General features: G+C 61.8%; 21 protein-coding genes and 2 tRNA genes. 8 read left to right on the forward strand and 15 right to left on the reverse strand.

All coding sequences use genetic code 11. The annotated features are described in order from the left end of the window. Window positions 1–151: 151 nt before the first annotated feature. The 3 genes from AXK12_RS05650 to AXK12_RS05660 form a co-directional block, all read right to left on the reverse strand. Window positions 152–2,554 (reverse strand): hypothetical protein, encoded by a 2,403-nt coding sequence (locus AXK12_RS05650; protein WP_156468893.1) that lies wholly within the window; start codon window positions 2,552–2,554, stop codon window positions 152–154. 200 nt (window positions 2,555–2,754) lie between these two features. Continuing rightward, window positions 2,755–5,595 carry a TonB-dependent receptor domain-containing protein gene (locus AXK12_RS05655; protein WP_082782685.1) on the reverse strand — a complete coding sequence of 947 codons (2,841 nt, stop codon included), beginning with the start codon at window positions 5,593–5,595 and terminating at the stop codon, window positions 2,755–2,757. A 225-nt stretch (window positions 5,596–5,820) separates the two neighbouring features. Then, window positions 5,821–6,576 carry an endonuclease/exonuclease/phosphatase family protein gene (locus AXK12_RS05660; protein ID WP_231863557.1) on the reverse strand — a complete coding sequence of 252 codons (756 nt, stop codon included), beginning with the start codon at window positions 6,574–6,576 and terminating at the stop codon, window positions 5,821–5,823. 286 nt (window positions 6,577–6,862) lie between these two features. Between AXK12_RS05660 and AXK12_RS05665 the strand changes: the two genes are divergently transcribed. From AXK12_RS05665 to AXK12_RS05680, 4 genes are all read left to right on the forward strand, one after another. Continuing rightward, window positions 6,863–6,939: transfer RNA gene (locus AXK12_RS05665), tRNA-His, on the forward strand. A 68-nt stretch (window positions 6,940–7,007) separates the two neighbouring features. Beyond that, window positions 7,008–7,817, forward strand: coding sequence for an ElyC/SanA/YdcF family protein (locus AXK12_RS05670; RefSeq protein ID WP_068712366.1), 810 nt, complete (start codon window positions 7,008–7,010; stop codon window positions 7,815–7,817). A gap of 214 nt (window positions 7,818–8,031) precedes the next feature. Then, window positions 8,032–8,673 carry a DUF47 domain-containing protein gene (locus tag AXK12_RS05675; RefSeq protein WP_068712367.1) on the forward strand — a complete coding sequence of 214 codons (642 nt, stop codon included), beginning with the start codon at window positions 8,032–8,034 and terminating at the stop codon, window positions 8,671–8,673. Window positions 8,674–8,776: 103 nt separating this feature from the next. Beyond that, window positions 8,777–9,829 carry an inorganic phosphate transporter gene (locus tag AXK12_RS05680; protein ID WP_068712369.1) on the forward strand — a complete coding sequence of 351 codons (1,053 nt, stop codon included), beginning with the start codon at window positions 8,777–8,779 and terminating at the stop codon, window positions 9,827–9,829. A gap of 403 nt (window positions 9,830–10,232) precedes the next feature. On the opposite strand, the gene pstB is transcribed toward AXK12_RS05680, so the two are convergent. The 5 genes from pstB to AXK12_RS05710 all read right to left on the reverse strand — a co-directional run bounded on the left by pstB (window position 10,233) and on the right by AXK12_RS05710 (window position 15,876). After that, window positions 10,233–11,063, reverse strand: coding sequence for a phosphate ABC transporter ATP-binding protein PstB (pstB, locus tag AXK12_RS05690; RefSeq protein WP_068712422.1), 831 nt, complete (start codon window positions 11,061–11,063; stop codon window positions 10,233–10,235). A gap of 38 nt (window positions 11,064–11,101) precedes the next feature. Continuing rightward, window positions 11,102–12,232: a phosphate ABC transporter permease PstA gene (gene pstA, locus AXK12_RS05695; protein ID WP_068712424.1), complete on the reverse strand. Its 1,131-nt coding sequence runs from the start codon at window positions 12,230–12,232 to the stop codon at window positions 11,102–11,104. A 2-nt stretch (window positions 12,233–12,234) separates the two neighbouring features. Next, window positions 12,235–13,674, reverse strand: coding sequence for a phosphate ABC transporter permease subunit PstC (gene pstC, locus AXK12_RS05700; protein WP_068712373.1), 1,440 nt, complete (start codon window positions 13,672–13,674; stop codon window positions 12,235–12,237). Between the two features lie 28 nt (window positions 13,675–13,702). Then, entirely contained in the window at window positions 13,703–14,536 is an 834-nt protein-coding gene (locus tag AXK12_RS05705) for a phosphate ABC transporter substrate-binding protein (protein ID WP_068712375.1), read from the reverse strand. Between the two features lie 77 nt (window positions 14,537–14,613). After that, window positions 14,614–15,876 (reverse strand): porin, encoded by a 1,263-nt coding sequence (locus tag AXK12_RS05710; protein ID WP_197457009.1) that lies wholly within the window; start codon window positions 15,874–15,876, stop codon window positions 14,614–14,616. Window positions 15,877–16,187: 311 nt separating this feature from the next. Here AXK12_RS05710 and AXK12_RS05715 point away from each other — a divergent pair, with 311 nt between their 5' ends. Then, window positions 16,188–17,705 (forward strand): peptide MFS transporter, encoded by a 1,518-nt coding sequence (locus AXK12_RS05715; protein WP_068712379.1) that lies wholly within the window; start codon window positions 16,188–16,190, stop codon window positions 17,703–17,705. Window positions 17,706–17,751: 46 nt separating this feature from the next. On the opposite strand, the gene AXK12_RS05720 is transcribed toward AXK12_RS05715, so the two are convergent. The 7 genes from AXK12_RS05720 to AXK12_RS05750 form a co-directional block, all read right to left on the reverse strand. Further along, window positions 17,752–17,991: a SlyX family protein gene (locus AXK12_RS05720; RefSeq protein ID WP_068712381.1), complete on the reverse strand. Its 240-nt coding sequence runs from the start codon at window positions 17,989–17,991 to the stop codon at window positions 17,752–17,754. A gap of 39 nt (window positions 17,992–18,030) precedes the next feature. Further along, a complete protein-coding gene (locus AXK12_RS05725; RefSeq protein ID WP_068712384.1) occupies window positions 18,031–18,564 on the reverse strand; it encodes a queuosine precursor transporter in 534 nt (177 codons plus the stop codon). 47 nt (window positions 18,565–18,611) lie between these two features. Further along, window positions 18,612–19,640, reverse strand: coding sequence for an NAD-dependent epimerase/dehydratase family protein (locus tag AXK12_RS05730; protein ID WP_068712386.1), 1,029 nt, complete (start codon window positions 19,638–19,640; stop codon window positions 18,612–18,614). 146 nt (window positions 19,641–19,786) lie between these two features. Further along, window positions 19,787–19,861: transfer RNA gene (locus AXK12_RS05735), tRNA-Gly, on the reverse strand. A gap of 238 nt (window positions 19,862–20,099) precedes the next feature. Continuing rightward, window positions 20,100–20,744 carry a recombination mediator RecR gene (gene recR, locus AXK12_RS05740; RefSeq protein ID WP_068712388.1) on the reverse strand — a complete coding sequence of 215 codons (645 nt, stop codon included), beginning with the start codon at window positions 20,742–20,744 and terminating at the stop codon, window positions 20,100–20,102. A 40-nt stretch (window positions 20,745–20,784) separates the two neighbouring features. After that, the gene (locus tag AXK12_RS05745; RefSeq protein ID WP_068712390.1) at window positions 20,785–21,093 is read right to left on the reverse strand and encodes a YbaB/EbfC family nucleoid-associated protein; all 309 of its coding nucleotides are present in this window, start codon (window positions 21,091–21,093) and stop codon (window positions 20,785–20,787) included. A 57-nt stretch (window positions 21,094–21,150) separates the two neighbouring features. After that, window positions 21,151–22,122, reverse strand: coding sequence for an NAD-dependent epimerase/dehydratase family protein (locus AXK12_RS05750; RefSeq protein ID WP_068712392.1), 972 nt, complete (start codon window positions 22,120–22,122; stop codon window positions 21,151–21,153). A gap of 20 nt (window positions 22,123–22,142) precedes the next feature. On the opposite strand from AXK12_RS05750, the gene AXK12_RS05755 reads away from it, so the two are divergent. The 3 genes from AXK12_RS05755 (at window position 22,143) to AXK12_RS05765 (ending at window position 25,977) form a co-directional block, all read left to right on the forward strand. Beyond that, window positions 22,143–22,772, forward strand: coding sequence for a DJ-1 family glyoxalase III (locus tag AXK12_RS05755; RefSeq protein ID WP_068712425.1), 630 nt, complete (start codon window positions 22,143–22,145; stop codon window positions 22,770–22,772). 176 nt (window positions 22,773–22,948) lie between these two features. Further along, window positions 22,949–24,883: an asparagine synthase (glutamine-hydrolyzing) gene (gene asnB, locus AXK12_RS05760; RefSeq protein ID WP_068712394.1), complete on the forward strand. Its 1,935-nt coding sequence runs from the start codon at window positions 22,949–22,951 to the stop codon at window positions 24,881–24,883. Further along, complete coding sequence (locus AXK12_RS05765) at window positions 24,880–25,977, forward strand: glycosyltransferase family 4 protein (protein ID WP_068712396.1); 1,098 nt, start codon at window positions 24,880–24,882, stop codon at window positions 25,975–25,977. Before asnB ends, AXK12_RS05765 begins: the two co-directional genes overlap by 4 nt. Window positions 25,978–25,999: the final 22 nt, after the last annotated feature.

A 25,999-nucleotide genomic window follows, 5' to 3' on the forward strand; every position in this document is an offset into this window, starting at 1 on the left:
GATATGCGCCCCTGTCTGCGAGATAAACGCCGCCCGTGCAAAGGCTGTTTTGCTCATGTGCCACTAATCGCACGCGCCTTCAGCGGGCCGCGCAGGGCGACCTTGCACGGGAAGGCGGAGGCAGTGGGCTCCGCTGCCCCGCTTACCGCGTTTAGCTGCGGTAAGCGGTCTCGTAGAGGATTCGCTCGATTTCCTCTTCGATCTCGCGGGCAGAGGGCGGCGGCGGCGGGGCGGCTTGGATGTCAGTTTGCGGCCAGCTTGATTGGTATCCGGCTCCGTAAGAAGTGCTGGGAGCGGGTAGCTCCGGCAGAGAGCCAATCGGCGCAGTGGGCGCGGCGGGCGACGGAGTCGGTGTCTGGTAAAACCCCGAAGTACTGCTGCTGGAATAAGGTAAAGCCGAAGGCTCCGGCGAGCGAGTCGAGGGCACTCCATGAGAAACCACTTCGTGCACGGGAGGCGGCACGTAGGGCAGCGACTCGACGCTATTATACTCTGCCCTGTCAGAAATCGCCGCCCCGTAAGGACTGGGAGTTGTCGCCCCATAAATCGAGGAGCCGAGCGCAGATGCGCGACTAGGCGCGGGCTCTGGCAGCGACGGCGTAAGCGGAGCAGCTGGGTGCGCGTGAATCGCCGCCGCCGAATCGCTGAGCGGCCCCGAAACGATTTCCCAATGATCGCCATCGTAGTCCACGAGCCGGGCATTTCCCCAGCCCTCAAAGTCAATCTGGCTAATCGCGCGCGCGCTCAGGTTCGCACTTCGCCTCACAATAAGCCGGTCTTCGTTTCTCACCCAATGGCGGATTACGAGGCGGGCGGCCTCGCTGTTAAAGGTGAGCTCATCAACGAAGAGCACATTTTCCGCGCCCACGGAGCCGTCCACGTAGTCGATGACCGCCGCGTTTTCCACATGCAGTCTGCTAAAGCTCTGCTGCGTGGCCCCGCTGAGCTCCAACACACCGGCGTCCACAGGTGTGTGCGCGCTGCCTCGCAAGCTAAGGTGCGGGCGGCTGCTCAAGCGTTCGCGGCCTGCGAGTTTGAGCGCGGCAGTCCGAGCCCCATCGCCGACGTAGAGCGCACCCGTCTGGAGCGTCCCTTTCGACTTCGCTGCAAACTCGATACGGCCTTCGTGCATATAAACATCCCCCAGCTCGCCCGTGTACCCATGCATGAGGTGCAGCACACCGCCGCCCGCTTTCACCAAATCCATACCCCCAGTGAGCGTCGCCTGCATCCAAACGTTATCCGTGTGGACGTGCACGTAGAGCGGATTGCGTGTCTTACCCGTCGTGATGATGCTGGGCCGGTAGTAGTCCCCGCTCGCATCCGAGCTCCCAAAAGTGAAGTCCGGCCCCACAGCGATTAGGCCGCCCGAGCTCACGGTTAACGTGTGCCCGCCGAGGTTGAGGCTGCCGCCGTGAGCGCGCAGCGAGTTAATCGTACGGTCGGTCGTGAGCTGCTGCGCCTCGCGCACAGTGACGTTGTGGCCGGGCTCCCAACTCGACTCGTTGGCCGTGTAGTGGCTGTTCACCTGCACCCAGTCCTTCCCCGAGCGCGCAACCCAGTCCTCCCCATTAATCGTCGCCCATGGGAGGATCCCTCCGTAGCCCTCAAAGTCGGGGTTAACCTGCTCGCTGCTGAGCACGAAGTTCCCGCGCGTGTGTATCTCGAACACTCCGCGCGCGGCCTTGGCGGCACCTGAGCCGCCTGTGCGAGCTAGCGATTTTAGGAACACGCTGCTGCGCCCATCGCTGCTGTTGATCACCTCAATCGTGCTTACCCCACCGGCTAAGAAAACGCGCCCTAAGTGTTCGCTCGCATCGGGCTGCGCGGCACCCCCGCCCCAATACCGAAACGTGCTAGAGTCGAGCTTGAGGTCTGCCTTCGCACCGAGACGGTCAAGCTCGGCCTCGCGTTCATCCACCACAAAGCTCGCCCCCCGCGACAGCACAAACTTGCGCACATGGTTCAACTGGCCCGCCTCGGCAACCCGCAGCTCGGCCCGCGCCACATGGATGTCGCCCCGCGCCAGATGCGGCTGTGCAGCAAGGATGTCGAAACGCCCGTCCCCCAGAAAATCGAGCCGCCAATTCGATTTACTCTGCTCGTAAACGGTCGAGCGCAGCGCATCGCGCAGCCGCAGCACGACATTGGCTCGATCGCCCAGCCGCCCGCGCACGAGCCGGATCTGGCGCGGCAGCTTCTTATTACTGCCGCCGAGGTCTATCCGCGAGTTCCAGTCAATCGTACCCGCCGAGTCGGGCCGCCCAAAGACGAGCGCGCGCCCATCGGGCACGAAGTCGGCACTGCCCCAGATGAGCCACTCCATCTCGTTTAGCGTTATGCGCGTCTCTCCCTGCATCGTCGCAAAACCGCCCGAGCCCGACCAGCGCACTTGCCCAGGTTCCGAGCCGAGCGCCGCCACGAGCTCGCGCCCCGTTAGCTCCTCTGCCTCGCCATCGCCAACGACAAGCTGGGCATGCGCAAACGGCAGCCCGCCCCCGAGTCCGCTCAGTGCAAACAACACCGCAGCCAGCAGGGAATAACGTAGTCTCAATAACGCATAAGGAATCACACGAATACCGCAGCCGCGCTGAGCGTCGGTTTCGCAGCCGAAACCACTAGTCTGTTTTACGTACCGATAGCGGAAATTGCGGTGTGCGAACGCAGTATCCGCACACCCAAGCACTTGGCCGCTCAAGTGGCCGCTCACATGGCCCCACTCCCATTAATTGGAGCGAGTGCAAACCACTCGCCCTAAAACGTCTTCTTCAAATTCACATACAGGCGGCGCATCCGTGGGTCGCCCAGTGTGCTGTAGTAGCGGCTAGTGGACATATCTACGGGCGGAGCTTTATCGAAGATGTTCTTGGCCCCAAAGGTCAGCTCTAGGCCTGCCAAAATCCGGTACCGCGCACCCAGCCGGTAACGCACAAACAGGTCGTGGTAAGTCTGGCTAGGCACGCGCTCGCTGCCTTGGCTGAGAATCGCCGCAGTGCTCGTCGGATTAAGCCGGTAGTGGTCGTAGTATTGGGCCGCCCAGCCAGCGCTCCACTGCTGGCGATTCCACAGTAGGCTCGCAGTAAACCGGGCATCGAGCGGACTCGCGGAGTTGCGCGACGGCACGCCAACCCAGTCCACAAGCGGTGTATTAAAGGCGGTCTGTTCGCGGTAGTAGTCGGTCAGCGTAGCGTTTACCCCGAGGTCAAACTCGCCCGCACCCGCACTCTGCCACCAGTAACGCGCCCCCAAATCCACGCCCGCCGTCTCCATCTTGAGCATGTTCATCGCGTAGGTGTTTACTTGGAGCACCTCGCCCACGCCGTAGGGATCGCCTGCCACAGGCGTGTCGCGGATCACGCGCCCGGGAAAGGTCGCTTCTTGGTCGAGAATCGCCTGCGCTCCGAGCGAGGTCAGGTTATTCTTCTTCTCGATTTTATAAAAATCGGCCGAGAGCCGCAGCCCGCGCACAAACTCGGGCGTCCACACGATGCCGATGTTACTGTTGCGCGAAGTCTCTGGCTGGAGCTCGGGATTTCCCCCGCCCAGCGTGTAAATGTCCGAAACCTCGCCCCCACGCCTCGGGTCATTCACTTGGCTTGTCGTGGTAGAAAGAGTCGGGTCGGCCAGTTGCGAGTAAGTCGGCGCGCGAAAGCCCTTCCCCCACGAGCCGCGCAGCATCAGATCGCGCACCGGAAGCCAGCGCAGCCCGACCGTCGGCACCGTCGTGTCGAACTTGTTGCCCGCCGTCTCCACATCGAAACGCTCGTGCCGCAGCGCCAATTGCACGTCCACGCTGTGCAGCCCGCGCAAGCCCAGATCGGGCGAGGTCAGTGGCACCGTCGCCTCCGCATACAGGCTATCGATTTGCTGGCGGCGATAGGTCGGGGGCGGCCTCGGCGTCGTGTAGTCAGGGAAACCCGCACTGCGCAACTCGCGGTGCTCCACACCACTGGCGAGCGTGATGTCTCCGGCATACCACGCCGTCAGCGGCCCGGCCGCGCGTAGCGTCGTATCTCCCTGCCACGCCTTGGTCGTCGTGTGCGGCAGATTCGAGTAGGGATCGATCAGCGTCTCAAAAGAGGTCGTATCGCGCAGCAAATCGACCGTGCCTGCATTCACCGCTTCGGCAAAAGTCGGGCTCCCGTATTGGCGACGGTAAGTGCGATCCACATACGAGTAACTCCACGCGTAGTCGCCGACGATCTTCCAGTCGTGAGGCAAGCTTAGCTCGAAGCCCACCGCCGCTCGCTTCTGGCGATTCACCGAAAACGAATCCGGCGCAGTCTCTCGGTCGATGTGCCGAGCCGGATAGGTAATCCGCACCGCTTGCCCAAACGGGTTATTGGTCGAATTCGCGGCCAGCGTCGCCACGCGCGCCGTGTAGTAAGTGCTCACATCGCGCTGACGCGACTCCGAGGCCCCTCCGTCAAAAAATAGCTTAAAGCGCTCAGTCATGCTCCGGCTGCTGCTCAAGTTAAGCGACTTCGAGCGCACCGCGCCGATCAGGACGATGTCGCCGCTAAACCCATTTAGCGCACCGCGTGCGAGGTCGAGGTTGTAGCTTCCTTGGTTGTCAATCAGGGGCTGCAAGCCATCGAGCTGCCAACCGCGATAGCCCACCGGGATATGTGTAAAGTGAGACGATCCCGGCCCAAACAGCGGGCTCCCATTGGCACTGCGAATATTAACCAGTGCCCCAGCAGGTGGGTTACCGGTTCGCCCGGCCGGCACGTAAAGCGCGTCCGGATTATTGACCAACTCCCGATTGCGCCCGCGCACTTGGAAGTCGCGTTGATACCCATAGAGCGGCTTGGTCACTTGCGACTGCACCGAGAGCAAGAGTTGGCTGCGCCCCTGCTCAAACTGGAAGCTCGAAGTCAGGTTGTAGGTCTCGATCGAGGCGTGCCCATCGTCCGTCGTTTCATAGCGCGCGTTGAACTCGTTCCCGCTGTAGTTTCCGCGCAATACGACGTTAATCACGCCGCCGAGCGCACCGCTCCCATAGATCGCCGAAGCCGAGGCCGGCAGCACCTCAATCCGCTCAATCGCCGAAAGCGGGATCCCATTGAGATCCGCTTGGTCGCTGCCCTCCGCCGTCCCACGACTGCCCACCCCGGCCACGCGGCGACCATTGACGAGCACGAGTGTCTGCGCCGCGCCCATCCCGCGCAGGCTAAAACTGCTGCTGCTGCCCGTCCACCCACCCGGGCTATTATCGCTGGAGGCAAATGACGTGCTCATCGTCAACTGCTGCCGCAGCAAATCCTCAACCGTAGTCGCCCCCGAACGCGCGATCCGCTCCCGCCCGATGATGCTGTAGGGCTGGATATCGTTTTCCGTGCGCACCAAGTCCATATTCCCCTGATACGCATGCTTCTGAAGTTGTCCCGCCTCGACCTCCATCTCTGCGAGGGTGACGACTTGGTCATCGTCTAGCCCATCAAGGAGCGCGCTCGCAGGGACACGCTGCGCAGACGCCGCTGATGGCAAGCCCAGCGCTACGACTAACGCGGCGATTAATGCCACTGTGCGGCAATTCTGGGCTGAGACCGACATGGAGGCCAAACGGTCCACGAGGTAGGTAGACTTACTCATAAAAGGGCGTGGGTGCGGACTCGCTGAATGGCTCACTTCTTTATGAGAACAAGTCCTATTTTCTACTTTTCACCATTATTAGCATTATTCGCCCTCCCTATAAGTAACATGCTCCGCGCCCCGTGACGCCTCCCCGCCCCGCACTAAGCTTGCTCTACTCCACCTCGCGCCATGTCGGTAAACTCGGGGCAGCTCCCCCCAAAGGGGGCCTGCGGCCCATTCACCTCACAGCTCAAACTCCACCCACACCGGCCGATGGTCGCTCAAATAGCTTGGCACGACCTCGCAGCGCACTTCCCCACAGCCCGGCGGCAAAAAGATAAAGTCGAGCCCGCGACTCGGCAGTGGCGAGGGAAAGGTCAGCCCGCCTTGCGGATGCAGCGAGTAGTGCCCATGCAGCGAAAAGTAGCGCAGTAACTCCGCAGTCGCATCGGGAGAGTGCGCCACGTTGTTCAAGTCTCCACACACGATTGGCAACAAGTCCCACTGCGCACGCCGGGCGGCGTGCTTCGCCGCCACGTAGTCCATGACCTGCTCGACTTGGGCAAAGCGCCGCCCGCGCGAGCGGTAGTGCAGATGCATGTTTACGAGCGGCAAGCGCCGCCCCGCACAGTCAAACTCCGCATATAAAAACCCTTTTTCGCCGACGCGCGCCGCCCCAAAAGCGCGGCTCTCCCAGTCCACAATCGGGTGCTTAGAGAGAAACGCATTTCCATAGCTCAAATTCATAAAGCCCTCGCGCCGATTGTTGATGCCAAACACCGCATGCGGGTAGCCCGTGTGCCAACGCAGATAGTCGAGCTGATCAAAATTCCCCGCCCAGCGCGAATGATGGTCGATTTCCTGGAGCGCGACGATGTCCGGCTTTAGCTTCAGAATCAGCCGCGCAATCCGCCGCAAGTTTACCCGCAACTTGTGCCGCAAGGTCAGCCCTTGGATCGGCGTCAGCCCGCGCCCATGCGCGATGTTAAAAGTCAGCACCCGCAAGGCCAGTGGCCTTTGCCCTTCACCTCGCGGACAGGATGAAGCAGGCAAATCGCTCTCCCGCCTAGCGGCAGGGCCCGTATCAGAAGACTCTCTATTCGGAGGCACAGCGGTTCCTATGCCAGCTCCACCTCAACAAGACGAGGCCGATTCCACCCGTCCCTAAAAATCGCCCCACCCTTCGCCGCTCCAGCCCCTGAGAAAAGCACACGGCCAAGGAATTCGTTGGTCAAGGATTGACAGGCGCTGCGAAACCACGCGAGCGTCCCGCCCTCATTTTGTGGCGGCCATAGCTCAGTTGGTTAGAGCACTTGATTGTGATTCAAGGGGTCGCGGGTTCGAGTCCCGTTGGCCGCCCCAGCTTCGCGCAGCACACGGCAAATGCCCGTGCACACACCCACGCGACCAAACAGTTAGAGCCCCTCCCGATGCCCCTACTCTTCTGGCTGAAAAAAGCGGTCACTTACTTCCTCCTTCCGCTCCAACTCAGCCTCACGCTCATGCTCTTGGGGGGCATTTTGGTGTGGCTCACACGACGCAAAATCCTGGGCCGCCTCTGCCTGACTTCGGGACTGCTCCTCTTACTCGGCTTTAGCTTAAAACCCGTCGGGCGCGCGCTGCTCGGCCCGCTTGAAACTCGCTATGCGCCCATCCCCGAACTCGCAGTCGGCGAGGCACTGCCGCCCGAACTTGCCGAGTGCCGCGCCATCGTCGTTTTCGCCGGCGGAGCCGCAAACACAGCCCGGCTCCCCGCCACGCTACGACTCAGCGAAGCCGGACTCGCGCGCTTAGTCGAAGGCGTCCGGCTAGCCCGACTCTTGCCCGAGGCCACACTCATCCTCACCGGCCCCGCACGCGATAAAGGCGCGCCCGAAAGCGAGACTGCCGCCGCGACTCTCGCCCGCGCCGCCGAATCGCTCGGCATTGAGCCGCAGCGCATGCGCCTCCTCACCACCGCGCTCGACACCGAGGGCGAGGTCGCCGCACTGGCCGCACTCTACGGCCCCAATACCCCACTCGCGCTCATCAGCTCCGCGGCGCACATGCCGCGTATTATGGCCTACGCCGAAAAAGCCGGACTGCACGCGCTCCCCTGTCCGGCAAACTTCGCGATTCGCCCCGACCCAAAATTCCGCTGGAACGAATACAGCGCCGACATCAGCGGGCTCACACACAGCACCGGCGGCATCTACGAACGGCTCGGCCTGCTCTGGGCCTATTTGCGCGGCAAGGCCTAAGGCGCGGTAAGGAGACAGCGCTAGCAAAACGAAACAGCCAGTGGTCGCGCCTTGAAAGACGCTGCCGCCAGTGTGGTGCGGCGCGCGAGCCTGAGTGGTTAAAGTCACAGGCTGCGACGATTCTCCGGCCGAGCAGCCCGCCAAATAAAACAAATCCGCTAGGCTTGCACAGGGCTTGTGGCTCCCTCCAACTCGAAGGCCTCCAAAGAACCCTATGTTTTCGCTCAAAAAACTCTTCGGCAAAGACGACAAGTTTTACGACCTGCTAGAAGCAGGGGCAGACGAGGCCAAGGCCAGCGTCTCGCTTCTCGAAGGCTATCTCGAACAACTCTACAAGACGGGCAAGCCGCCGGAGAACTTGGACGAGTTCATGCACAGCCGCCGCGCCGAGAAACGGATCCGCAACCTCGTCCTCGAAGAGCTTAGCCGCACCTTCGTCACACCGCTCGAACGCGAAGACATCGAGGCCCTCTCCGTCGCCCTCTACCGCGTCCCCAAGTCCATAGAAAAGATGGTCGAGCGGCTCTCCATCTACCCCGGCCGTGTCCCGCACACCGCCTTCCAACGCCAAGCCGAACTCCTCAAACTCGCCGCCGAAGCCGTGGTCGAGATGGTGCGCCAACTCCGCAGCGGCACCAATTTGGAAAAAATCCGCACCGCCACCGACCGGCTCCACTACGCCGAGGGCGAGGCCGACCGCGTCATGTTCGACTTACTCAAAGAGCTCTACCAAGGCCCTTACGAGGCCAAGGAGCTCGTCATCCTGCAGGAGATTTACGAACTGGCTGAACAGTCGGTCGATTGCTGCCGCAACGCGGGCAACATCGTCGTGCAAATCGTCCTCAAGCACTCGTAATGCCACAGCCCCTACGCGCCGGCGCTGTGCTTCAGGCCGCCCGCGGCCTCCCTCTCCGCCCACACACCACCACGCCTAATCACCTCTGGCCCACGCTGCTCCTATGACGCTGTTCGTGCTCGTTTTGCTGGCCGCGCTAATTTTCGAATACATCAACGGGTTTCACGACACGGCGAACTCCATCGCCACCGTCGTCTCGACCAAGGTACTCACGCCACGCCAAGCCGTGGTCTGGGCCGCGTTTTGGAACCTCGTCGGCGCACTCATGGGCACCGCCGTTGCGACCACCATCGGTCGCGGCCTCGTCGATACCAACGTTATCGACATGACGACCGTCTTGAGCGCGCTGCTCGCCGCCATCATCTGGAACCTTTTTACCTGGTGGCTCGGGCTGCCCTCCAGCTCCAGCCACGCACTCGTCGGCGGGCTCTGCGGCGCAGCACTCACCGCCTCCGACGGTAATTGGCATGTCCTGCACTGGCACCTAATCGCCGAAGACGGCAGCCACAGCGGACTCTGGCCCAAAATCGTCCTGCCGATGATCAGCTCGCCCTTTGTCGGCTTCCTGCTCGGCGCGGCACTCATGTATCTGCTCCTCGCCCTGCTCAAAAAACTGCGCCCGCGCCTCATCGGGATGATTTTTGGCAAAGCCCAACTCGTTAGCGCAGGCTTCATGGGTTACAGCCACGGCTCAAACGACGCGCAAAAAACGATGGGCATTATCACGCTCGCGCTCTTCACCGGCACGCAAGCGGGGATTTTTGAGGGCCTACCCGGCTGGGCGAGTTTTCTGGAAACCCCGGAATTCACCGTGCACCGCTGGGTCATGATTACCTGTGCCCTCACGATGGCAGCGGGCACTGCAGCGGGCGGCTGGCGAATCATCCGCACGATGGGCCACAAAATGGTAAAGCTTCAGACCATCCACGGCTTCGCCGCCGAGACCACCGCCGCACTCGTCATCCACGGCGCCTCCACGCTCGGTATCCCGATTTCGACTACGCACGTCATTACGACCTCGATTATGGGCGTGGGCTCCTCGAAACGCTTTAGCGCGGTCAAGTGGGGCCTGGTCGAGCGCATCATATGGGCCTGGGTGCTCACACTGCCCATTACCGGCCTCCTCGGCTACGGCATCGAAAAACTCTTCAAATAAGCGCCGTGTCGGCTCTGACAATTATGGCGCCGACAAAATGAAGCACGCAGCCCACTTTCCCGCCTTCGGCGGGGCCGGCCACGCAGCTCATCAGTGAGCTGCACTTTTCCACTACGCGTGGGGCGCAGCCGCAGGCTGTTTTATTTGGCGGCGGGAGTTTACTGGTGATTTTTCCCACCTCGCCCAAACGGGTTATTACTCTACTTTCCCTTTTACTACTCGCCCTGTCGCAACGCGACAGGGGGAATGCTTTCAAATTTGGGATTTCGCTTTCGCGCGATAGCGCGATGAGAAATCCCAAATTGAACGGGTGCAGGCACAGCCTGCCGCCCCACGCGCAGTGGAGGTCTGTGACCGCTAACACTAGACCGCGCGAGAGCGTAAATGCTCAGGCTGGCACAGTTTAGCCGAAGTGGCCGGAAATATAGGCAGCCGTTTGGGGGTTAGCGGGCTTTGAAAAGACCTGCTGTGTATCGCCGCTCTCGACCAAGCGGCCCATATAGAAAAAGCAGGTTTTATCCGAACAGCGCGCGGCCTGCTGCATCGAGTGCGTCACGATGACGATCGTGTAACGGCGTTTTAGCTCGGCGATTAACTCCTCAATTTTGGCCGTGGCGATGGGGTCGAGTGCCGCGCAGGGCTCGTCCATCAGCAAAATATCCGGCTCCACTGCCAGTGCCCGCGCGATGCAGAGCCGCTGCTGTTGCCCACCCGAAAGCGCGAGCCCTGAGTCGTGCAAGCGATCCCTCACCTCGTCCCAGAGCGCAGCGGCGCGCAGCGCACGCTCTACCGCCTCGTCGAGTTGCACGCGGGAACGACGCCCCCGCTGAATCCGCAGTCCGTAAGCGACATTGTCGTAAATTGATTTGGGAAACGGGTTCGATTTTTGAAAAACCATCCCGACACGCTTGCGCAGTAAGGTCGGGTCCACCTCGGGCGCGTGAATATCGGCAGAGTGGATACGAATCGCTCCGCGCGTTAAACGAGCTTCGGGCACGAGGTCGTTCATCCGATTAAAGCAGCGCAGAAGCGTCGTCTTTCCGCAGCCCGAAGGGCCGATAAAGGCGGTGACACGCCGCGCGGGCAGCTCGAGGTTGACGTCGAAGAGGGCCTGCTTCGCGCCATACGCAAAGTCGAGTTGGTCGACCTCAATCGCCGTCGGCGTTACCCGCTTAGGCTTCAGTTTATCGGCCAAAGGCAGCGCCGCACGCGTCGCGCTCGTTCCCGTCGTCATAAAACGATGCTCAAAAGCAGTGGTCGTGTGATTTAGAGTTACCATGTGTAAGTTTTTTTGAGTCGGCCTCGCAGGAGGATTGAGCCGAGGGCCAGCAGACCCACGACGGCCAGGAACACGAATGCCGTGCCATACTGCACGCGCGCGGTGTAGGCGTTTTGAGGAATTTTGGTCGAGACCACGTAGATGTGGTACGGCAGGGCCATTACGCCCTGGAAAAAGAAGTCGCCCAGCCGCTCGACCTCCCAAGGCAGCTTATCGCGGACGACGTAGGCCGCCGTAAACATGATGGGCGCGGTTTCACCAGCGACGCGTGCGATTCCCAGAATCGACGAGGTCAAAATCCCCGGTAACGCACACGGCAGCACCGCGCGGCGAATCGTCTGCCACTGCGTCGCACCCAGCGCGAGCGACCCTTCGCGCAGCCCGCTCGGCACCGCCTTCAAGGCCTCCTCCGCCGCCGTGATGACCACTGGCAGCACCATCACCGCCAGCGTGCACCAGCCCGCCAAGAGCGAGACATTCCAGCCAAAGAAATTCACAAACAGCCCAAACCCGAAGAGCCCAAAGACAATCGAAGGCACCCCCGCGAGATTCAGGATACACAGCCGCACCAGTCGCAAAAACCGGCCTTCCTTCGCGTATTCGCTCAGAAAAATCGCCGCGCCGATGCCTAGCGACAGCGCGATCCCCATCGCGCCCGAAACGAGCAAAACCGTCCCCACGATACAGGGCCAGATACCGCCCGCCGCATAAACGTAACTCTGCGAGCGAATCGCCGGAACCGCGCTTCCCTGCTCCCCGGATATATTCGGAGACGAGGGCTCGGCGGCTCGCCCTGCCCCGCGCAGCGCGTTCGCCCGAAACGCGCGAAACTGTGCGTCCCCCATCTCGTGCGTTTCTCCCGCGTACTCGAAAACGTGAAGCGATTCGGGAGCTTGGGTCAGGAAACTCACATTCACAAATGGCCACTGCGCTTGGAAGACCGTCCGCCCGCCCTTTAGCGCGATGTCGCCTAAAACCACGAGCCCGCAGCACAGCACAAAATAAGTCGCCGCGCGCAGCAGTCCTGCTGAACCGCACTCGAAGACTCGCCCGAAAACGGGCCGTGACGCGGCCGCAAATAGAGCCGGAGTTTTCGGCTCCGCCGAACGATTATATTTAGTCATCTTCATCTGAGTGAAGGCAGCCGGTAGCGGCCTAGGATTTTTTGAGCACTGTAGTTGAGTGTCAGTGCGATTAAGAAAAGCAGCAGCCCCACGACGAAGAGGGCGCGGTAGTGAATCGTCCCTGTCGCCACCTCGCCCATTTCTTGCGCGATGATTCCCGTCATCGTGTGAACCGGTTGCGTCACCACGCCCAGCCCCGCGCTAAAGTCGGGGATGGCGATTCGGTTTCCGGCGCACAGAAGCACGACCATCGTCTCGCCAATCACACGGCCCAGCCCCAGCAACACCGCCGAGACCATTCCCGAAAGTGCACTCGGCACGATGACTCGCGCAACCGTCTGCATCCGCCGCGCCCCTAACGCGTAAGAGCCCTCCTTGAGGGCGCGCGGCACGCTCGCCAGCGCGTCCTCCGCCAGCGTAAAAATCGTCGGCACTGCGATCAATGCGAGCAGGCAACCGGCGGTCAGCGCGTTGAGCCGCTCCGCGTAAGGAAAGCCCGGAAGCCAGGCGAGCCACTCGACTTGCGAGAGCGCCCGCAGTGCCTGCCCGAGCACCGCGATTCCGAAAAACCCTAAAACCACCGAAGGAATCGCCGCGATAAACTCGATTGCTGGCTTAATCACACTGCGCTCCCGCGCTCCCGCGATTTGGCTCACATAAATCGCCGCGCCGAGCCCCAGTGGCACCGCCAAGCCGAGCGCGATTGCCGAGACGAGTAACGAACCTGTGAAAAGTGGGACAACTCCGTAAAAATCCTGCCAAAAACTCGCCGTCAGCCACTGCCGCCCAAAAAAGAAACTGCGCGCCGCCTGCCACCCAGAGACTGGCTTTTCAGCGTCCCAGGCCCGCAGCTTCGCCAACGTGGCACCGAAACCGGAAAGGTGCTTTTCCAGTTGGGCGCGTTGCTCCGGAGACAGCCCGGGCGACGACTCGGTGATTGTGCCTAGCTGCGCCGTAAGTTCGCCAAACGTGTCCTCAATTTTTGGATACTGAGCCGTGATTTCGGCCACCTCGCCAAAGCGGGTAGGCGCACCATCTGCTCGGCTTTCTTCGCTTTCTTTAATTTCCAAAGCCCATTCGCCGAGTTCGCCTAAAAGCGCGCGCAGCGGCACGATCGCATCGGCGAAGCGGTCTGCCGCCTCACCGCGCAAGCCCAGCCGCCGCCCCAGCTCTCCATGCGCCTTCTCTTGCGCACGCAGCAAATCGACAAACTCCACTCCCGAGCGACGGTAGCGTGTGAGTTCCGCGCGTTGCTGTGCGAAAAACCCAAAACCCTCGCGGAAAAGAAACACTGTTATGAGTGCCAGCACGACGACCGCCACGAGTGCTTGCCCGCCGAAAAAGGCCCTGATCGCCTCCTCGCGCGACAGTCCGAAGATGCGTCGGCTGCGCTTGTGGATTTGAAATGCAGGCGGGTTTTTCGGTTCGGATAAGCCCCTCATGACAGTCGAAATTGTGTTAGGGAAACGCTTAGCGCACCGGCACGAAGCCGACACGCTCGACGACCTGCTGGCCCGCCTCGCTCAACACGTAGTCGATGAAGCGCGCGGCCTCTCCCTGCGGCTCGCCGTTGGTGTAAAAAAAGTTGGGCCGCGCATACGGGTAGCGATTGGCCAGCACGCTTTCCTTACTCGGCAAATCGCCCTCAATCGCGACGACCTTCACGCCGGGCGCGTTGATGTAGGCGAGCCCGACATAGCCGATGCCGTTTGGATTGGCCGCGACTTCGGCAACGATCTGCTCGTTACCCGCGAGTTTTTGGGAGCTCGGCGCGTAGTCGCGCTTGTTCATCGCCAGTGCCTTGAAGTCGGCGTAGGTGCCCGAAGCGGTATTGCGGGTGTAGATCGAAATCGGGCCCGAGGCGGCGCCGCTCCCCAAGTCATCCCAGCTTCGCAGGTCGCCCGTAAACACCTGCTCGACCTGCCGCTTCGTGAGTGTGGTGATCGGGTTCGCCGCATTCACGATAATCGCAATCCCGTCGTAGCAGACGATGAGCGGGCGCAGCGTGACGCCCTTTGCCGCGCCGTTGGACAACTCGGCGGGCCGCGCTCGGCGCGACGACATGCCGATGTCCGCCGTGCCCGAGATGAGCGCCGCAATGCCCGTCGATGAGCCCTCGGCAGCGATTTCAAACGACCTGCCCGGATTCAGCGCGCGGTAGTCTTCCGCAATCGTCGGAACGAGCTTCGCGCCAAGGGTATCAGAGCCCTTGATGACGAGCTTTTGTGCTTGGAGCGCGGGCGCGATGGCGGTCAGCGCGAAGCCTGCCGCGAGGAAGGAAAGTAGGCGTAGTGGATTTTTCATAACGTGTGAGAGGTAAGGGTTAAAAATTCTGAAAAGAGTTCGGTTTCGTGAATTGAGAGAGCGTCGTGATGGATTGCTCAGAAGTTGAATTGGAGCTGGGAGCGGACGCCGCGCGCTTTGGCACGAACGACTCCGCCAGCTCCCCCGCCGCCAACCTCGTCGCGCGATTCACCATGCACGTATCCGGCTTGGAGTTTCAGGTCGTTGCCGCGCAGATACCAATTTCCCCCGAAGAAGAATTCGCGCAGCTTGTCGTGTGTGCCGCCCCCCGGAGCCGAGCGCACGCCATCGGAAAGGCTTACCCCGCGCCCATCGGAATCGAGTGCACTGTATCGGGCGACGAGCTCGAACTGTTCGCTCACCTTAAAAGTCGGCTGCACCCAGTACCCCAAAGGGCTCGCGTCGCGCGTCGCCGAGACGCCGCGCTCGACGTCCGCGCCGAGCAGCTCCGCTGCGAGCCCGAAACGCCCGCCCGCCAGTCCGCGCACATCGGCATAAACCGTGTAAACAGTGAGGTCGTCGCCTGTGCCGACCGGCCGTCCACCTTGGTCGGGTAAGTAACCTGCGCCCGCACCGACTATGTAGGTCGCATCACCGCCCTCACCGAGCGGGCCGCTAAACCCTGCGTTTGCCCAAAAGGCGAATTGGTTACGCGTGCTGTTTCCGGCGGAGGCCGCTGCGCCCGAGTTTACCGCACGCTCGGGATTCGTGATCGCCGCACCGTAGAAAAACGCGCCCTGCTTTCCATCGACGAAAGCCCCTACGCGGTAGCTCCCCGCGCCGAGTCGGCGACCGTTGTTTTCCTCCACAAAATAGCGGGTGACGCCCGAACGCTCGATTGCTTTGAGGCTGCCCGAAGACGTGCGCTCTTCGTAGCCGAGGTTCACCTTGCGCAGTCCTAAATCGACGGTGAAGCCGCTGCCCTTATATTGCACCCACGCCGCATCGAAGAGACTCCCCGCGAAGTCGTAAGTGATGTTGCTCGCCCAGTTTGGGCCGAGATCCGCGCGCGCGGTCAGATACAGCCGCCGCGCAAAAAAGTGATTCGTCGAAGCCGGATCGTCACTCGTTCCGGAAATGTCCGTATCGATCGAGGCAAACTGTGTTTGGATTCGCCCACTAATCCGCAAGCGCGTCGTGAGCGAGCTACCCGCCGTCGCCACAGCGGGCGGCTCCGCTGCTTCGCGCAGCAAGTCGGCGCGAATTTCTTCGGCCTCTTGCGCAGTGAGGATGCCCTTGCGAACGAGCGCCTCGACCAATGCGCCGCTGTCTTGTGCCGAGGCAGAAGCGGAAAACAGCCCGCAGCCCAGTGCGGCCAAAACACCGGTTAACGAAGCCACGCGACCAAGCGGAAATCCGCAGAACCGGCGCGAGCCGCGATTTTTGCCCAGAAGAAAACCCGAGCGAAAACGAAGAGGAGTGATTGAGTTTGTCATTGCTTGTGTGTGTGTGCGTCCGAGAAGCCGTCTCGGGAGCTGCCACAAACAATCGCCCGCCTGTGTTACGAATCGGTGGCAGATCGGTCACAATCGCGGCACAAAGTCTCCGCATTCGCGCACAGACCCAAATGCTCCGCGCTGGCGCCTAAGTAGTGTCCTCGCCATAAAAGGTCGCCACCACGGCGCAGCGTTTCTCATAAGCAGCAGTAAAAATGCCTGAAACCGAACCGAGGGACCTAGCACAGACGCGAAGCACTCCAGCAGCCCGCCCCAGCGCCCGACATCCGGCGGGGCTAAGGCCGCTGTTTTTCACCGAACTTTGGGAGCGGTTTTCCTACTACGGAATGCGTGCGCTGCTCGTCCTCTTCATGACGAGCACCGTGAGCGAGGGCGGACTCGGGTTTAGCACCGAGCGCGCCGCGCTGGTCTACGGCTACTACACGATGCTCGTCTACATGCTGGCGATTTTCGGCGGCTACATCGCCGACAAAATCATCGGCGCACGGCAGTGCGTGCTCGTCGGCGGGGTAATCATCGCCTGCGGGCACTTTGCGATGGCCCTGCAATCGACCGCCTCGTTTTACGCGGGGCTCGGGCTCGTCGCTATGGGCACAGGCCTCCTCAAACCCAATATCAGCACGATGGTCGGCAGCCTCTACGCACCCGACGACGACGACCGACGCGACGCGGGGTTTTCCATTTTCTACATGGGGATAAACCTCGGTGCACTCGTCGCTCCGCTACTGACTGGCTTCCTCGCACAGCACCCGTGGTTTCAGCAAAAACTCGCCGCGTGGGGCTTTGACCCGCAGCACAGTTGGCACTGGGCCTTTGCGTTAGCAGGCGTCGGGATGACTATCGGACTCATCGTTTACACGCGCAGCCTCAGCACGCTCGCGGGGGTCGGCGAAGGACCGAAAATCGGCCTCGCGCAAAAGGGCGTGCGACTGGCTCGCGCGGTCGGCTACCTCGCGCTACTCGGTGCAGTCGGTTGGCTGCTCAATCGTGTGCCCGTGCTCGTCGGCGTGCTCTCGGTCACCGCAGTCCTCGCAACCATCGCCTACGCGATTTGGGGCGGCGAGGATGGGCGGCGCACCGCGGCGATCGCAGTGCTTTTCGCGGCGAGTATCGTGTTTTTCGCGGTCTTTGAGCAAACGGGCTCCTCCATCAATCTCTTCGCCCGCGATTTCACGGACAACCGCATCTTCGGATACGCGTTTCCCTCGGCATGGTATCAGTCGGTCAACTCGGCCTTCATCATCCTGCTCGCGCCGCTCTTTGGCTGGATGTGGTTACGGCTAGGCTGCCGCCAACCCTCGGCTCCCATGAAGTTCACCTTTGGGCTGGGTTTTGTCGGCCTGTCCTTCGCACTCATGGTGCCCGCGGCACGATTGGCTGACCAAGGGCTAGTCAGCCCACTTTGGCTAATTGGGCTGCTGCTCCTGCAAACCATTGGCGAGTTGTGCCTAAGCCCCGTCGGACTCAGCACGGTGACGAAACTCGCTCCGGCGCGGCTCGCCGGCGTCATCATGGGCGGCTGGTTTCTGGCGACCTCGATTGGTAACTTCCTAAGCGGCTATCTCGCGCGAAACTTTAGCGAGGAGGGCAACGACAGCGGCGCACTCGCACGGTTTTTCAGCGAACAAGCGCTCTTCGTCTTCGTCGCAACGGCAGTGCTCCTCTGCCTCGTGCCACTCGTGAAACGATTGATGCGTAGCGTGCGCACTTAGCTTCAGAGTCGCACGGTGATCCGCGGCGATCCGCGCCAAGGCGGCATCAATAATGCGGCGGGCGCTCCGCGTCGAAAGCGTGCGACGCATCGCCACCGCCTATGTCGCGACTACTCGGCTCGCTCAAGCGTTCGCGTAAGCCCAGCAGCGCAGCACGTAATTGCTCAAGCTGCCGCGACAGCGCGAGCATCTCCTTATCCTGCTCAAAGACGTGCCGCTCTAGGGCGGTAAGTCGCTCGCCAAGTCGGTGCAGGTGCTCTGCTGTATCCGCGTTTTCGTTACTCATTTTTCTTGGGGGAATCTAGGCGGCCTGTGTGCGTGTGCGTCAGGCGGATTTTGGCGCGGGGAGTAGCCCACTCTTACGAATGACCGCTCGATACGCGGGGAGCAGGAGCGCGGCCATTATAAGCTTCACGCTCAAATCGCCTGCCGCGAGCGAAAGCCAGTTTAACTCCGAGTTGGCAAACGCGATTTTGAAGAAAATCGCCGTGTCGATGACCGAGGCAAGGCACGAACCGATAAACGGGGCCTGCCACCAAGACCGCTGCCGCAGCCGGTTGAAGACCGATACGTCGAGCAACTGCGACACCAAGAACGCCGAGCCACTCGCCAGCGTGATTTGCAGCGATGCGAGCACCGTCGAACTGGCCAGCCCGACCACGAAGCCCACGAGCACAATCCGTCGTGCCGCACTCGGGCCCAAAATCCGGTTGCACACATCGGTCACGAGGTAAGCGACCGGATACGAAAACGCGCCCCAAGTCAGCCAGTCGTTAATCGTAAACTGCACGAGGATGTTCGACAGCAGCACAATCGCCCCCATCGCCAATGCGGGGAAAAACAGAGTCTTAAACTTCATTCGGAAAAAATCATTAGGAGGGAAATTCGGAATAGAAACCCGTTGGGCTAGGGTCTGTGCAGCCAGTCGATTAGTTCCCTAAACCCCTGTTCCATCGAGACACGCGGCACGTAACCAAGCTCGCGCCGCGCCGCGCCAATGTCGAACCAGTGGTCCTTCGCCAGCTCGGCAGCGATGAAGCGCGTCATTGGAGGCTCGCCGCGCAGAAGAAACGGCAGCGCACGCCAAAGCCCCTCGCAAAACCCACCCAAGCGCAGCGCCCCACGCAGCGAAATCCGCCGCGTCACCGACGGCTCTCCGAGCGCGCGCAGTAACCCGTCCACCCAATCCCAAAGCCTCACCGGCTCCCCATCGGTGATGAAATACGGCCGACCGGCCGCAGTGTTGCGCGCGAAATCTCGGTGAAGCGCAGCCTCTGCCAGCAAGTGCGCATCGACCGCGTTTTCCACATGCACCATGTCCACGCGGTTTTTTCCATCGCCCACGATCCGCAGCCGACCGCAGCGGGCTGCTGCCAGTAAACGCGGCACCAAGTGCGGGTCGCCCGCGCCCCAAATCAAATGCGGACGCAGCGCGGCAGTGCGCAAGTTTTCCGAATTCGCCGCGAGCACTTCGCGCTCGGCAATCGCCTTCGTTAGCGGATACGGGCTCGGGCAACGCGTCGTAAGTGGGAGCGATTCGTCACCCCCCGCAATGTCTCGCCCGTTGTAAACCACGCTCGGCGTGCTCGTGTAAACTAACCGCGCCACCCCGTGCTCGCGGCAACCCTCAATCACAGCCCGCGTGCCGAGCACATTGGTTTTGTAAAACTCGGTATAACGGCCCCACACACCCACCTTTGCAGCAGTGTGAAACACCGTCCCCTGCCCCGCGCAAGCCGCCCGCACCGCCTGCACATCGTCGAGCGACGCGCAGACAAACCGAACGCCCCGCGAGGCCAACTCGGCATCCGCCCGCCGACTGAGAACCGTGACCCGCCGCTCCTCAGCGAGCAGCCTCAACACCAACCGTTTCCCCAAAAAACCCGTCCCTCCCGTAACGAGCGTAGAAGAACCGGAAGAAGTGTGGGACGACATAGTGCTGAGCCTTTTCAGGCTCGAAAATGCAGTCAATCCGCATCCCCCCTAAGGGCTGGCATGCAGGAAGCCGTGTTGCCCGAAAACACCAGTCCCGTCGCGGTTCACGTTTGAAACGGGAACAGCCCCTAGCCGCTCAATCCTCATGGTGCGGGCAGAGGGAATCGAACCCTCCTCTCATGCTTGGGAAGCACGCATAATAGCCGATATACTATGCCCGCAGAGGTTTTGCCAAAGGCAGATGCGACAGCAAGCAGGTGCGCGGCTCTTGGCAAGTCAGCAATCGCGATAAAGCCTAAAGCTCGAGCTGATTTGCCCACTTGGGCGCGGGCTCGGCGGCGAGCGTGCGCAGCACACGTGAGTGGCGAGCCGCGAGCCAGATGCCTCGCGTTTGAAACGCGAACAGCCCCTAAGTCCGAGCGTGTGAGCGCACGCGTTCGCCTCCCGTGACCTCGCCTATCACGTATAATCGCGGCGCGCTTCGAGCGCGCTTTTAAGCGTCACTGAGTCGGCGTAGAGAACGCCGCCGCCACTCGGGAGCCCGAAACCGATTCGGGTAACGGTAACGGACGAAGGCCTTGAGGTCGCCGCCTCGGGCACGTGGGCTGTCGTTGATCGCGTCACTTCGGTGACTTGAGCGGTGAGGTAGTGGCAGGTGGCCTCGGCTTCGACGTCGCCGGAGAGCGCGAGGACGAGTTCGCGGATTTCGCCCGCAGCAAGCCGCGCAAGGAGTGGGCTTAGGTGCAGGTCTTCGGGGCCGATTCCCTGAATCGGCGAGAGTTTGCCGTGGAGCACGTGGTAAGTGCCGCGATAGGCGCCGCTGCGTTCGATGGCGACGAGGTCGGGCACTTGCTCGACGACGCAAACGAGGCCGTGGTCGCGGGTCGGGTCGGCACAGATGGGGCAGAGCTCGGCTTCGGCAAGATTTCCGCAGCGGGTGCAGCGGCGCACAGAGCGAGCGGCCTCGTCGAGCGCCGCGACGAGTCGGGGCAGCCGTTCTTGTTTTTCGACAAGCAGGTGCAGTGCTATCCGCTCCGCCGAGCGGTGGCCCAGCCCGGGGAGCTGCTTCAGGGTTTTTAGTAAATGCTCAAAACTCGGCGTCACAGTCGCAGACTGTTTTTATCTAGCGGGAACAGGCCCTAGGTCACATCAGCCCGGGCATGGAGAAACCGGAGGTCACTTTTTGCATCTCGGCTTCGTTGTAGGTTTTGGCTTGACCGGCGGCGTCTTGGATCGCGCCAAGGATCGTTTCGGAGACGAAGGCGGGCTCTTCTTTCAAGAACTCGGGATCGAGACTGAGCGAGAGAAAGCGGCCGTTGCCGTTGACCTTGACCTGCACCGCGCCGCCACCGCTACTGACTTCGATTTCGTGCGCGTCGAGTTGAGCTTGGAGGGCTTCGACGCCGCGCTGCATTTTCTGGGCTTGTTTGAGGAGTTTTCCGAGTCCGGCCATGTGAAGAAAAGAGGATTAGGTTTAGGCGAAGGGTGGATCTGAGCGAAGCAGGGAGACTTAGTGCGACAACATTTTGGCGTAGCCCGCGCGATAATCGGGGTAGCGGGGCTGCCAGCCGATTTCGCGTTTGAGGCGGACATTGGAAATGATGCGGTCCAAAACTTGACGAGAGGAACGTTGAGCCGCGGAAACGGTGGCAGTTTTAGCGGAATCAGGGGAAATGGGGCCGACTTGCTCGGCGAGCCAGGTGAGGACTTCGCATTTAGGCGCGGGAGCGTCGTCGGCCACGTTGTAAACCCGGTTTGCGAATGTAGCGGGCGCAGCAAAAGCCGCCCAAATCGCCGCTGCTGCGTCTTCGACATGGACGAGATTGAGCCGCTGTGAAACGGGGCCGAGTGAAGGCGCGTTTTTCAAAACTTGGTCCAGCAAATGGCTGCGGCCCGGGCCATAGAGTCCGGCGAGCCGCAAGATGAACCAGCGCTTGGGCGCGGGCGGGCAATCGCGCTGTAAGCGTTGCTCGGCGGCAGTGAGGATGCCCGCGCGGGTGTTGGTGTCGGGCGGCACAGTCGGCGAATCTTCATCGACGACGGCTCCCCCGCCCTGCGGGTAAACACTGGTGCTGCTCGTGTAAACGATGGTGCCGACGCGCTCGGCGTCTCGGAGCCAGCGAGTAAGCGAGCGCATCCCATCGACGTAGCTGCGACGGCGCGCAGCGAGTTTGTCTTCGCTGGCAGAGGCTGGGGAGAGCGCCGCTCGCGCGGCGGCGGAGGCAGCTCCCGAAGAAACGCAGTTGAGGACGTAATCGACTTCGCGCGGCGCGAGCGCGTGCCAATCCTCCGAGGCGAGGTCAGCCACGATGACGCCGAGCCCTTGCGCGCGGAGCGCGACGGCGTGGGTCTCGTTTCGCGTGAGGGCGGTGACGCGCATGCCGCGCCAAAGGGCTTCGCGAGCGACGTACTGGCCGAGGTAGCCGCAACCGAGAATGAGGAGGTGTTTTTGCACAAAAAGAGGCTGCGTGTCGCGGGGCATTGTGATTGCGAGTGGAGGCTATGGCTAAGGTGCTCGCAATCCTCACGGATGGATTTGAAGAAATTGAAGCGGTCGCGCCAATCGACCTACTCCGCCGCGCGGGAGTAGAGGTCACGATCGCCGCAGTGACGGCGCGCGAGACTAGAGAACGCGGAGCCGAATCGCTCGCCGTGACCGGTCGCTGTGGAATGGTTTTGCAAGCAGAGTGCCTACTGGCGGAGGCGCTCGCTGCGGGGAAAACGCCCTACGACTGCGTTTTCCTGCCCGGCGGGCCGGGCGTAAAAACGTTGCGAGCGAGCGCGCTCGTGCTCGACACGCTGCGGCAGCACCACGCAAGCGGACGCGTGCTCGCGGCAATCTGCGCGGCGCCGCTCGTGCTTCTTGATGCGGGGATTTTACAGGGGAGACGCTACACCGCGCACGGCTCAGTCGTAGACGAGTTGCCGGAGATTTTGGCAAACGAGGCAGTAGTCGTAGACGAAGGTGGAGCAAGCGACACAGGCGCAGCGGGTAGCCCGATCGTGACTTCGCGCGGCGCGGGGACGGCGCTGGAGTTTGGCTTAGTGCTCGTGGAGCAGTTGGCGGGCCGCACATGCGCGGAGCGAGTCGCACGCGAAATCCACTTCGGACATTGTACGCCAACCAAATGAAGTTGCCTAACTTAGGGAAAGTCCTGAAGGCTCCGCGGCTCTTTTCCGTCAAGACGGTAAAGCTACGCAATGCGCGGCATACCCGAACTCGTTTTCAGCCAAAACACTCTCCAACTGGGAAGTGACGGGGCGAAGCTCGGAAAAATCAGGCGGCGCAAGGCGGGATAATTAAACCAATGTGCGGGATAGCGGGATTTATTAGCGCAAAGGCAGGCGAGGAGGAACTGGAGCGGGCGGTTGCGCAGATGTGCGCGGCGATGCAGCACCGCGGGCCCGATGATGAAGGCCAGTTCGTAGGGCAAGGCGCGGCGCTCGGAATGCGACGGCTCGCGATCTTCGACCCCGCCCACGGCAAACAGCCGATGGCGAGTGCCGATGGCCGCTACTGGCTCGTCCTCAATGGCGCGATTGTGAATCACCCCGAGCTGCGCAGCGAGTTGGCCCGCCTCGGACATGTATTTCGCAGCGAGTGCGATACGGAGGTTCTGCTGGCCGCCTACGTGCAATGGGGCGCGGCGTGTTTGCCGCGACTGCGCGGGATGTTCGCCTTTGCGGTGTGGGATACGCGCGCCCAGGTGCTGTTTGCCGCGCGAGATGCGTTGGGCATCAAACCGCTCTACTACACACGCCGCCCGGGCGGCGGGCTGCTCTTTGCCTCGGAGTTGCGCGCGCTAGTCGCCAGTGGGCAGGTCTCGCGCGAGCTCGATCCGGCGGCGCTCGGCGAGTACCTCGCGTGGTCAACCGTCCCTGCACCACGCACGATTTATAACGGATGCGCCGCACTGTTGCCGGGCCATAGGCTCTCTTGCGACCGGCTGGGGCGTGTGCGGACTGAGCCGTGGTGGCAATTCCCCGAGCTTGATCCGCGTGACGCGCAGCGCGGCAGTGGGAAGGATCTCGTGGATACGGCAGCGCATGAAACGTTTCGCCGCCACTTGCGCTCGCGGCTCGAAGAGGTGGCGCGCCTCTATGCGCGAAGCGATGTGCCGCTCGGGGCATTTTTATCGGGCGGCTTGGATTCTTCGGCTTGTGTCGCACTCCTGCGGCACACGGGAGCACAGCAGTTAAAAACCTTTTCCATCGTCTTCGATGAGGCGGGCTACTCCGAAGAAAACTCGGCGAAGGTGACGGCGGAAGCCCTCGGCACCGAGCATCACGAACTGCGGCTCACTGGCGCGAGAGTGGCAGCCGACTTGCCGAGGATTTTAGGCTGCTTTGACCAGCCGGGAGGCGACGGAGTGAACACGTATTACGCGAGCCTCGCGGCCAAAGAGGGCGGCGTCACCGTGGCGGTTTCGGGCTTGGGCGGCGACGAGCTTTTTGGCGGATATCCGTCGTTTAAAGACGTGCCGAAGCTCGCGCGTTGGCTGCCGCGCTGGCGAATGCTGCCAGTGCGATTGCGGCAACTCATCGTCGCGCGACTGCGAGGCCGAGCGGACATGCGCTCGCGGCTTTTAGGCGATTGGCTGGGCACAGGGCGCGACATTCACGAGTTGGCGGCGATGCGGCGGCGTTCCTTTGCGGAAACGCAGCGGCTCGCACTCCTCGCGCCCGAAGCGCGGAGGCACGCAGAACGGCTCGGGCCACTGCATCCGTTAATCGACAGCCTCCCCTTGGAATTGGGCAGCGCAGACGACTTTCAAATCATCAGCGCGTGGGAGCTGCGCAGCTACATGAGCGACATCCTGCTGCGCGATAGTGACAGCTTTAGCATGGCGCACTCGCTGGAGCTGCGCGTTCCTTTGATTGATAGCGGGCTCGTCGAGTGGCTGTGGGCGCAGCCTACCGCGCTCAAATACGACCCGCGCGTCACAAAGTGGGGGCTGGCGGAGGCAACGCGCGACCTGCTGCCGCGCGCCATCCTTGAGCGCAAAAAACAGGGTTTCAGCCTACCTTTTCCGCTTTGGATGCGCGGGCCGCTGAGGCCGTTTTTGGAGGAGTGCTTTTCGCTAAAAACGCTGGGCGAGTGTCCGTGGTTAACCGCTTCGGTCGCGCGGGCCATGTGGGAACACTTTATTAACGGCAACGATTCGCGCGCGTGGTCGCGGCTGTGGTCGCTGGCGATGTTGATCGCGTTTTGCCAAAGACGAGTAGCGGGAGGGCTTCAATGAAGGTGCTACTGCTGTCTCCTGCGATGTTTGGGCGCGAGGGCGGAATTGAGCGACTGATGCGGCTCTACCTCAAGGCACTCGGGGAGATTTGTGAGCAGGAGGCAGGCACTGTGGAGTCGTTGTGCTTGAGCGACGGGCGCGGCGGAACGGGCCCAGGCCTGTTAACGGCTTACTCGGGAAAATCTCTGAGGCAGCATCGGGGCTTCGCGCACAACAAACTGCGCTTTGCGCTGGCTGTGCTGCGCCGGGCGCGCGGCAGCGATTTAATCGTTTGCGGGCATATCAACCAATTGATCGTGGCACGAGTCGCGCGACTGCTTAACCGCAAGTTACGCTACTGCGTCGTCGCTCACGGAATCGAGGTTTGGCGCCCCTACGGATTACTTGAGCGCTGGGCGCTGCGCGGGGCAGACCGCATCTTCTGCGTTAGCGAGTTTACGCGTGGCCAAATGCTGCGTTTTGATAAGCGGCTTACGCCGAGTCGGCTAAAGGTCGTGCCTAACGCGCTCGACCCGCAGTTAGCGGGCAAGGACAGCGGCGCGGGGCACAACCCGCCCGCCGCGCAGCGCAGGCCCACGATCCTAAGCGTGGGGCGGCTCACGCGCAGCGATTCGTATAAAGGCTTCGATACCTTGATTGAAGCGATGCCAGCGGTTTTAGGCGAATACACCGAAGCGCGGCTGCGAATCGTAGGCACTGGAGATGACCTCCCGCGTTTGCGGGCGCTCGCGGCCGAGTGCGGAGTGGCCCACGCCGTGCACTTCCTCAGTCGTGTAGGTGATGAGGCACTACGTGCAGAATATGCCGAGTGCAGCGTGTTTGCACTGCCAAGCCGGTCGGAAGGATTCGGCCTCGTTTACCTAGAAGCCTTGACTCAGGGGAAGCCCTGTATCGGCGCAAAAGCGGGCGCCGCCCTCGAAGTAATTGGTGAGACAGGCGGGCTCTGCGTCGGTTATGGAAACGTGGCGGAGTTGACTGCCGCGATCGTCGAGCTGCAGCGCCACCCGCCTGAAGCGGTCGCGCTGCGAGACCGCGCACAAGAGTTTTCCTTTGAGCGTTTTCACGAGCGCTTAGCTGAGGCGCTCCCGCGCTAAAGAGGCACACGCAAGTTTCAGT

It is taken from the genome of Cephaloticoccus capnophilus, assembly GCF_001580045.1.
GTDB lineage: Bacteria > Verrucomicrobiota > Verrucomicrobiia > Opitutales > Opitutaceae > Cephaloticoccus > Cephaloticoccus capnophilus.

Bases quoted from the DNA above. Each gene is read 5' to 3' on its own strand.
- pstC (WP_068712373.1), bottom strand. From the start codon at position 13,674: ATGAGGGGCTTATCCGAACCGAAAAACCCGCCTGCATTTCAAATCCAC.
- AXK12_RS05745 (WP_068712390.1), bottom strand. From the start codon at position 21,093: ATGGCCGGACTCGGAAAACTCCTCAAACAAGCCCAGAAAATGCAGCGC.
- pstA (WP_068712424.1), bottom strand. From the start codon at position 12,232: ATGACTAAATATAATCGTTCGGCGGAGCCGAAAACTCCGGCTCTATTT.
- pstB (WP_068712422.1), bottom strand. From the start codon at position 11,063: ATGACGACGGGAACGAGCGCGACGCGTGCGGCGCTGCCTTTGGCCGAT.
- AXK12_RS05680 (WP_068712369.1), top strand. From the start codon at position 8,777: ATGACGCTGTTCGTGCTCGTTTTGCTGGCCGCGCTAATTTTCGAATAC.
- AXK12_RS05765 (WP_068712396.1), top strand. From the start codon at position 24,880: ATGAAGGTGCTACTGCTGTCTCCTGCGATGTTTGGGCGCGAGGGCGGA.
- AXK12_RS05715 (WP_068712379.1), top strand. From the start codon at position 16,188: ATGCCTGAAACCGAACCGAGGGACCTAGCACAGACGCGAAGCACTCCA.
- AXK12_RS05725 (WP_068712384.1), bottom strand. From the start codon at position 18,564: ATGAAGTTTAAGACTCTGTTTTTCCCCGCATTGGCGATGGGGGCGATT.
- AXK12_RS05730 (WP_068712386.1), bottom strand. From the start codon at position 19,640: ATGTCGTCCCACACTTCTTCCGGTTCTTCTACGCTCGTTACGGGAGGG.
- AXK12_RS05705 (WP_068712375.1), bottom strand. From the start codon at position 14,536: ATGAAAAATCCACTACGCCTACTTTCCTTCCTCGCGGCAGGCTTCGCG.
- AXK12_RS05750 (WP_068712392.1), bottom strand. From the start codon at position 22,122: ATGCCCCGCGACACGCAGCCTCTTTTTGTGCAAAAACACCTCCTCATT.
- AXK12_RS05675 (WP_068712367.1), top strand. From the start codon at position 8,032: ATGTTTTCGCTCAAAAAACTCTTCGGCAAAGACGACAAGTTTTACGAC.
- asnB (WP_068712394.1), top strand. From the start codon at position 22,949: ATGTGCGGGATAGCGGGATTTATTAGCGCAAAGGCAGGCGAGGAGGAA.
- AXK12_RS05670 (WP_068712366.1), top strand. From the start codon at position 7,008: ATGCCCCTACTCTTCTGGCTGAAAAAAGCGGTCACTTACTTCCTCCTT.
- AXK12_RS05755 (WP_068712425.1), top strand. From the start codon at position 22,143: ATGGCTAAGGTGCTCGCAATCCTCACGGATGGATTTGAAGAAATTGAA.
- AXK12_RS05655 (WP_082782685.1), bottom strand. From the start codon at position 5,595: ATGAGTAAGTCTACCTACCTCGTGGACCGTTTGGCCTCCATGTCGGTC.
- AXK12_RS05720 (WP_068712381.1), bottom strand. From the start codon at position 17,991: ATGAGTAACGAAAACGCGGATACAGCAGAGCACCTGCACCGACTTGGC.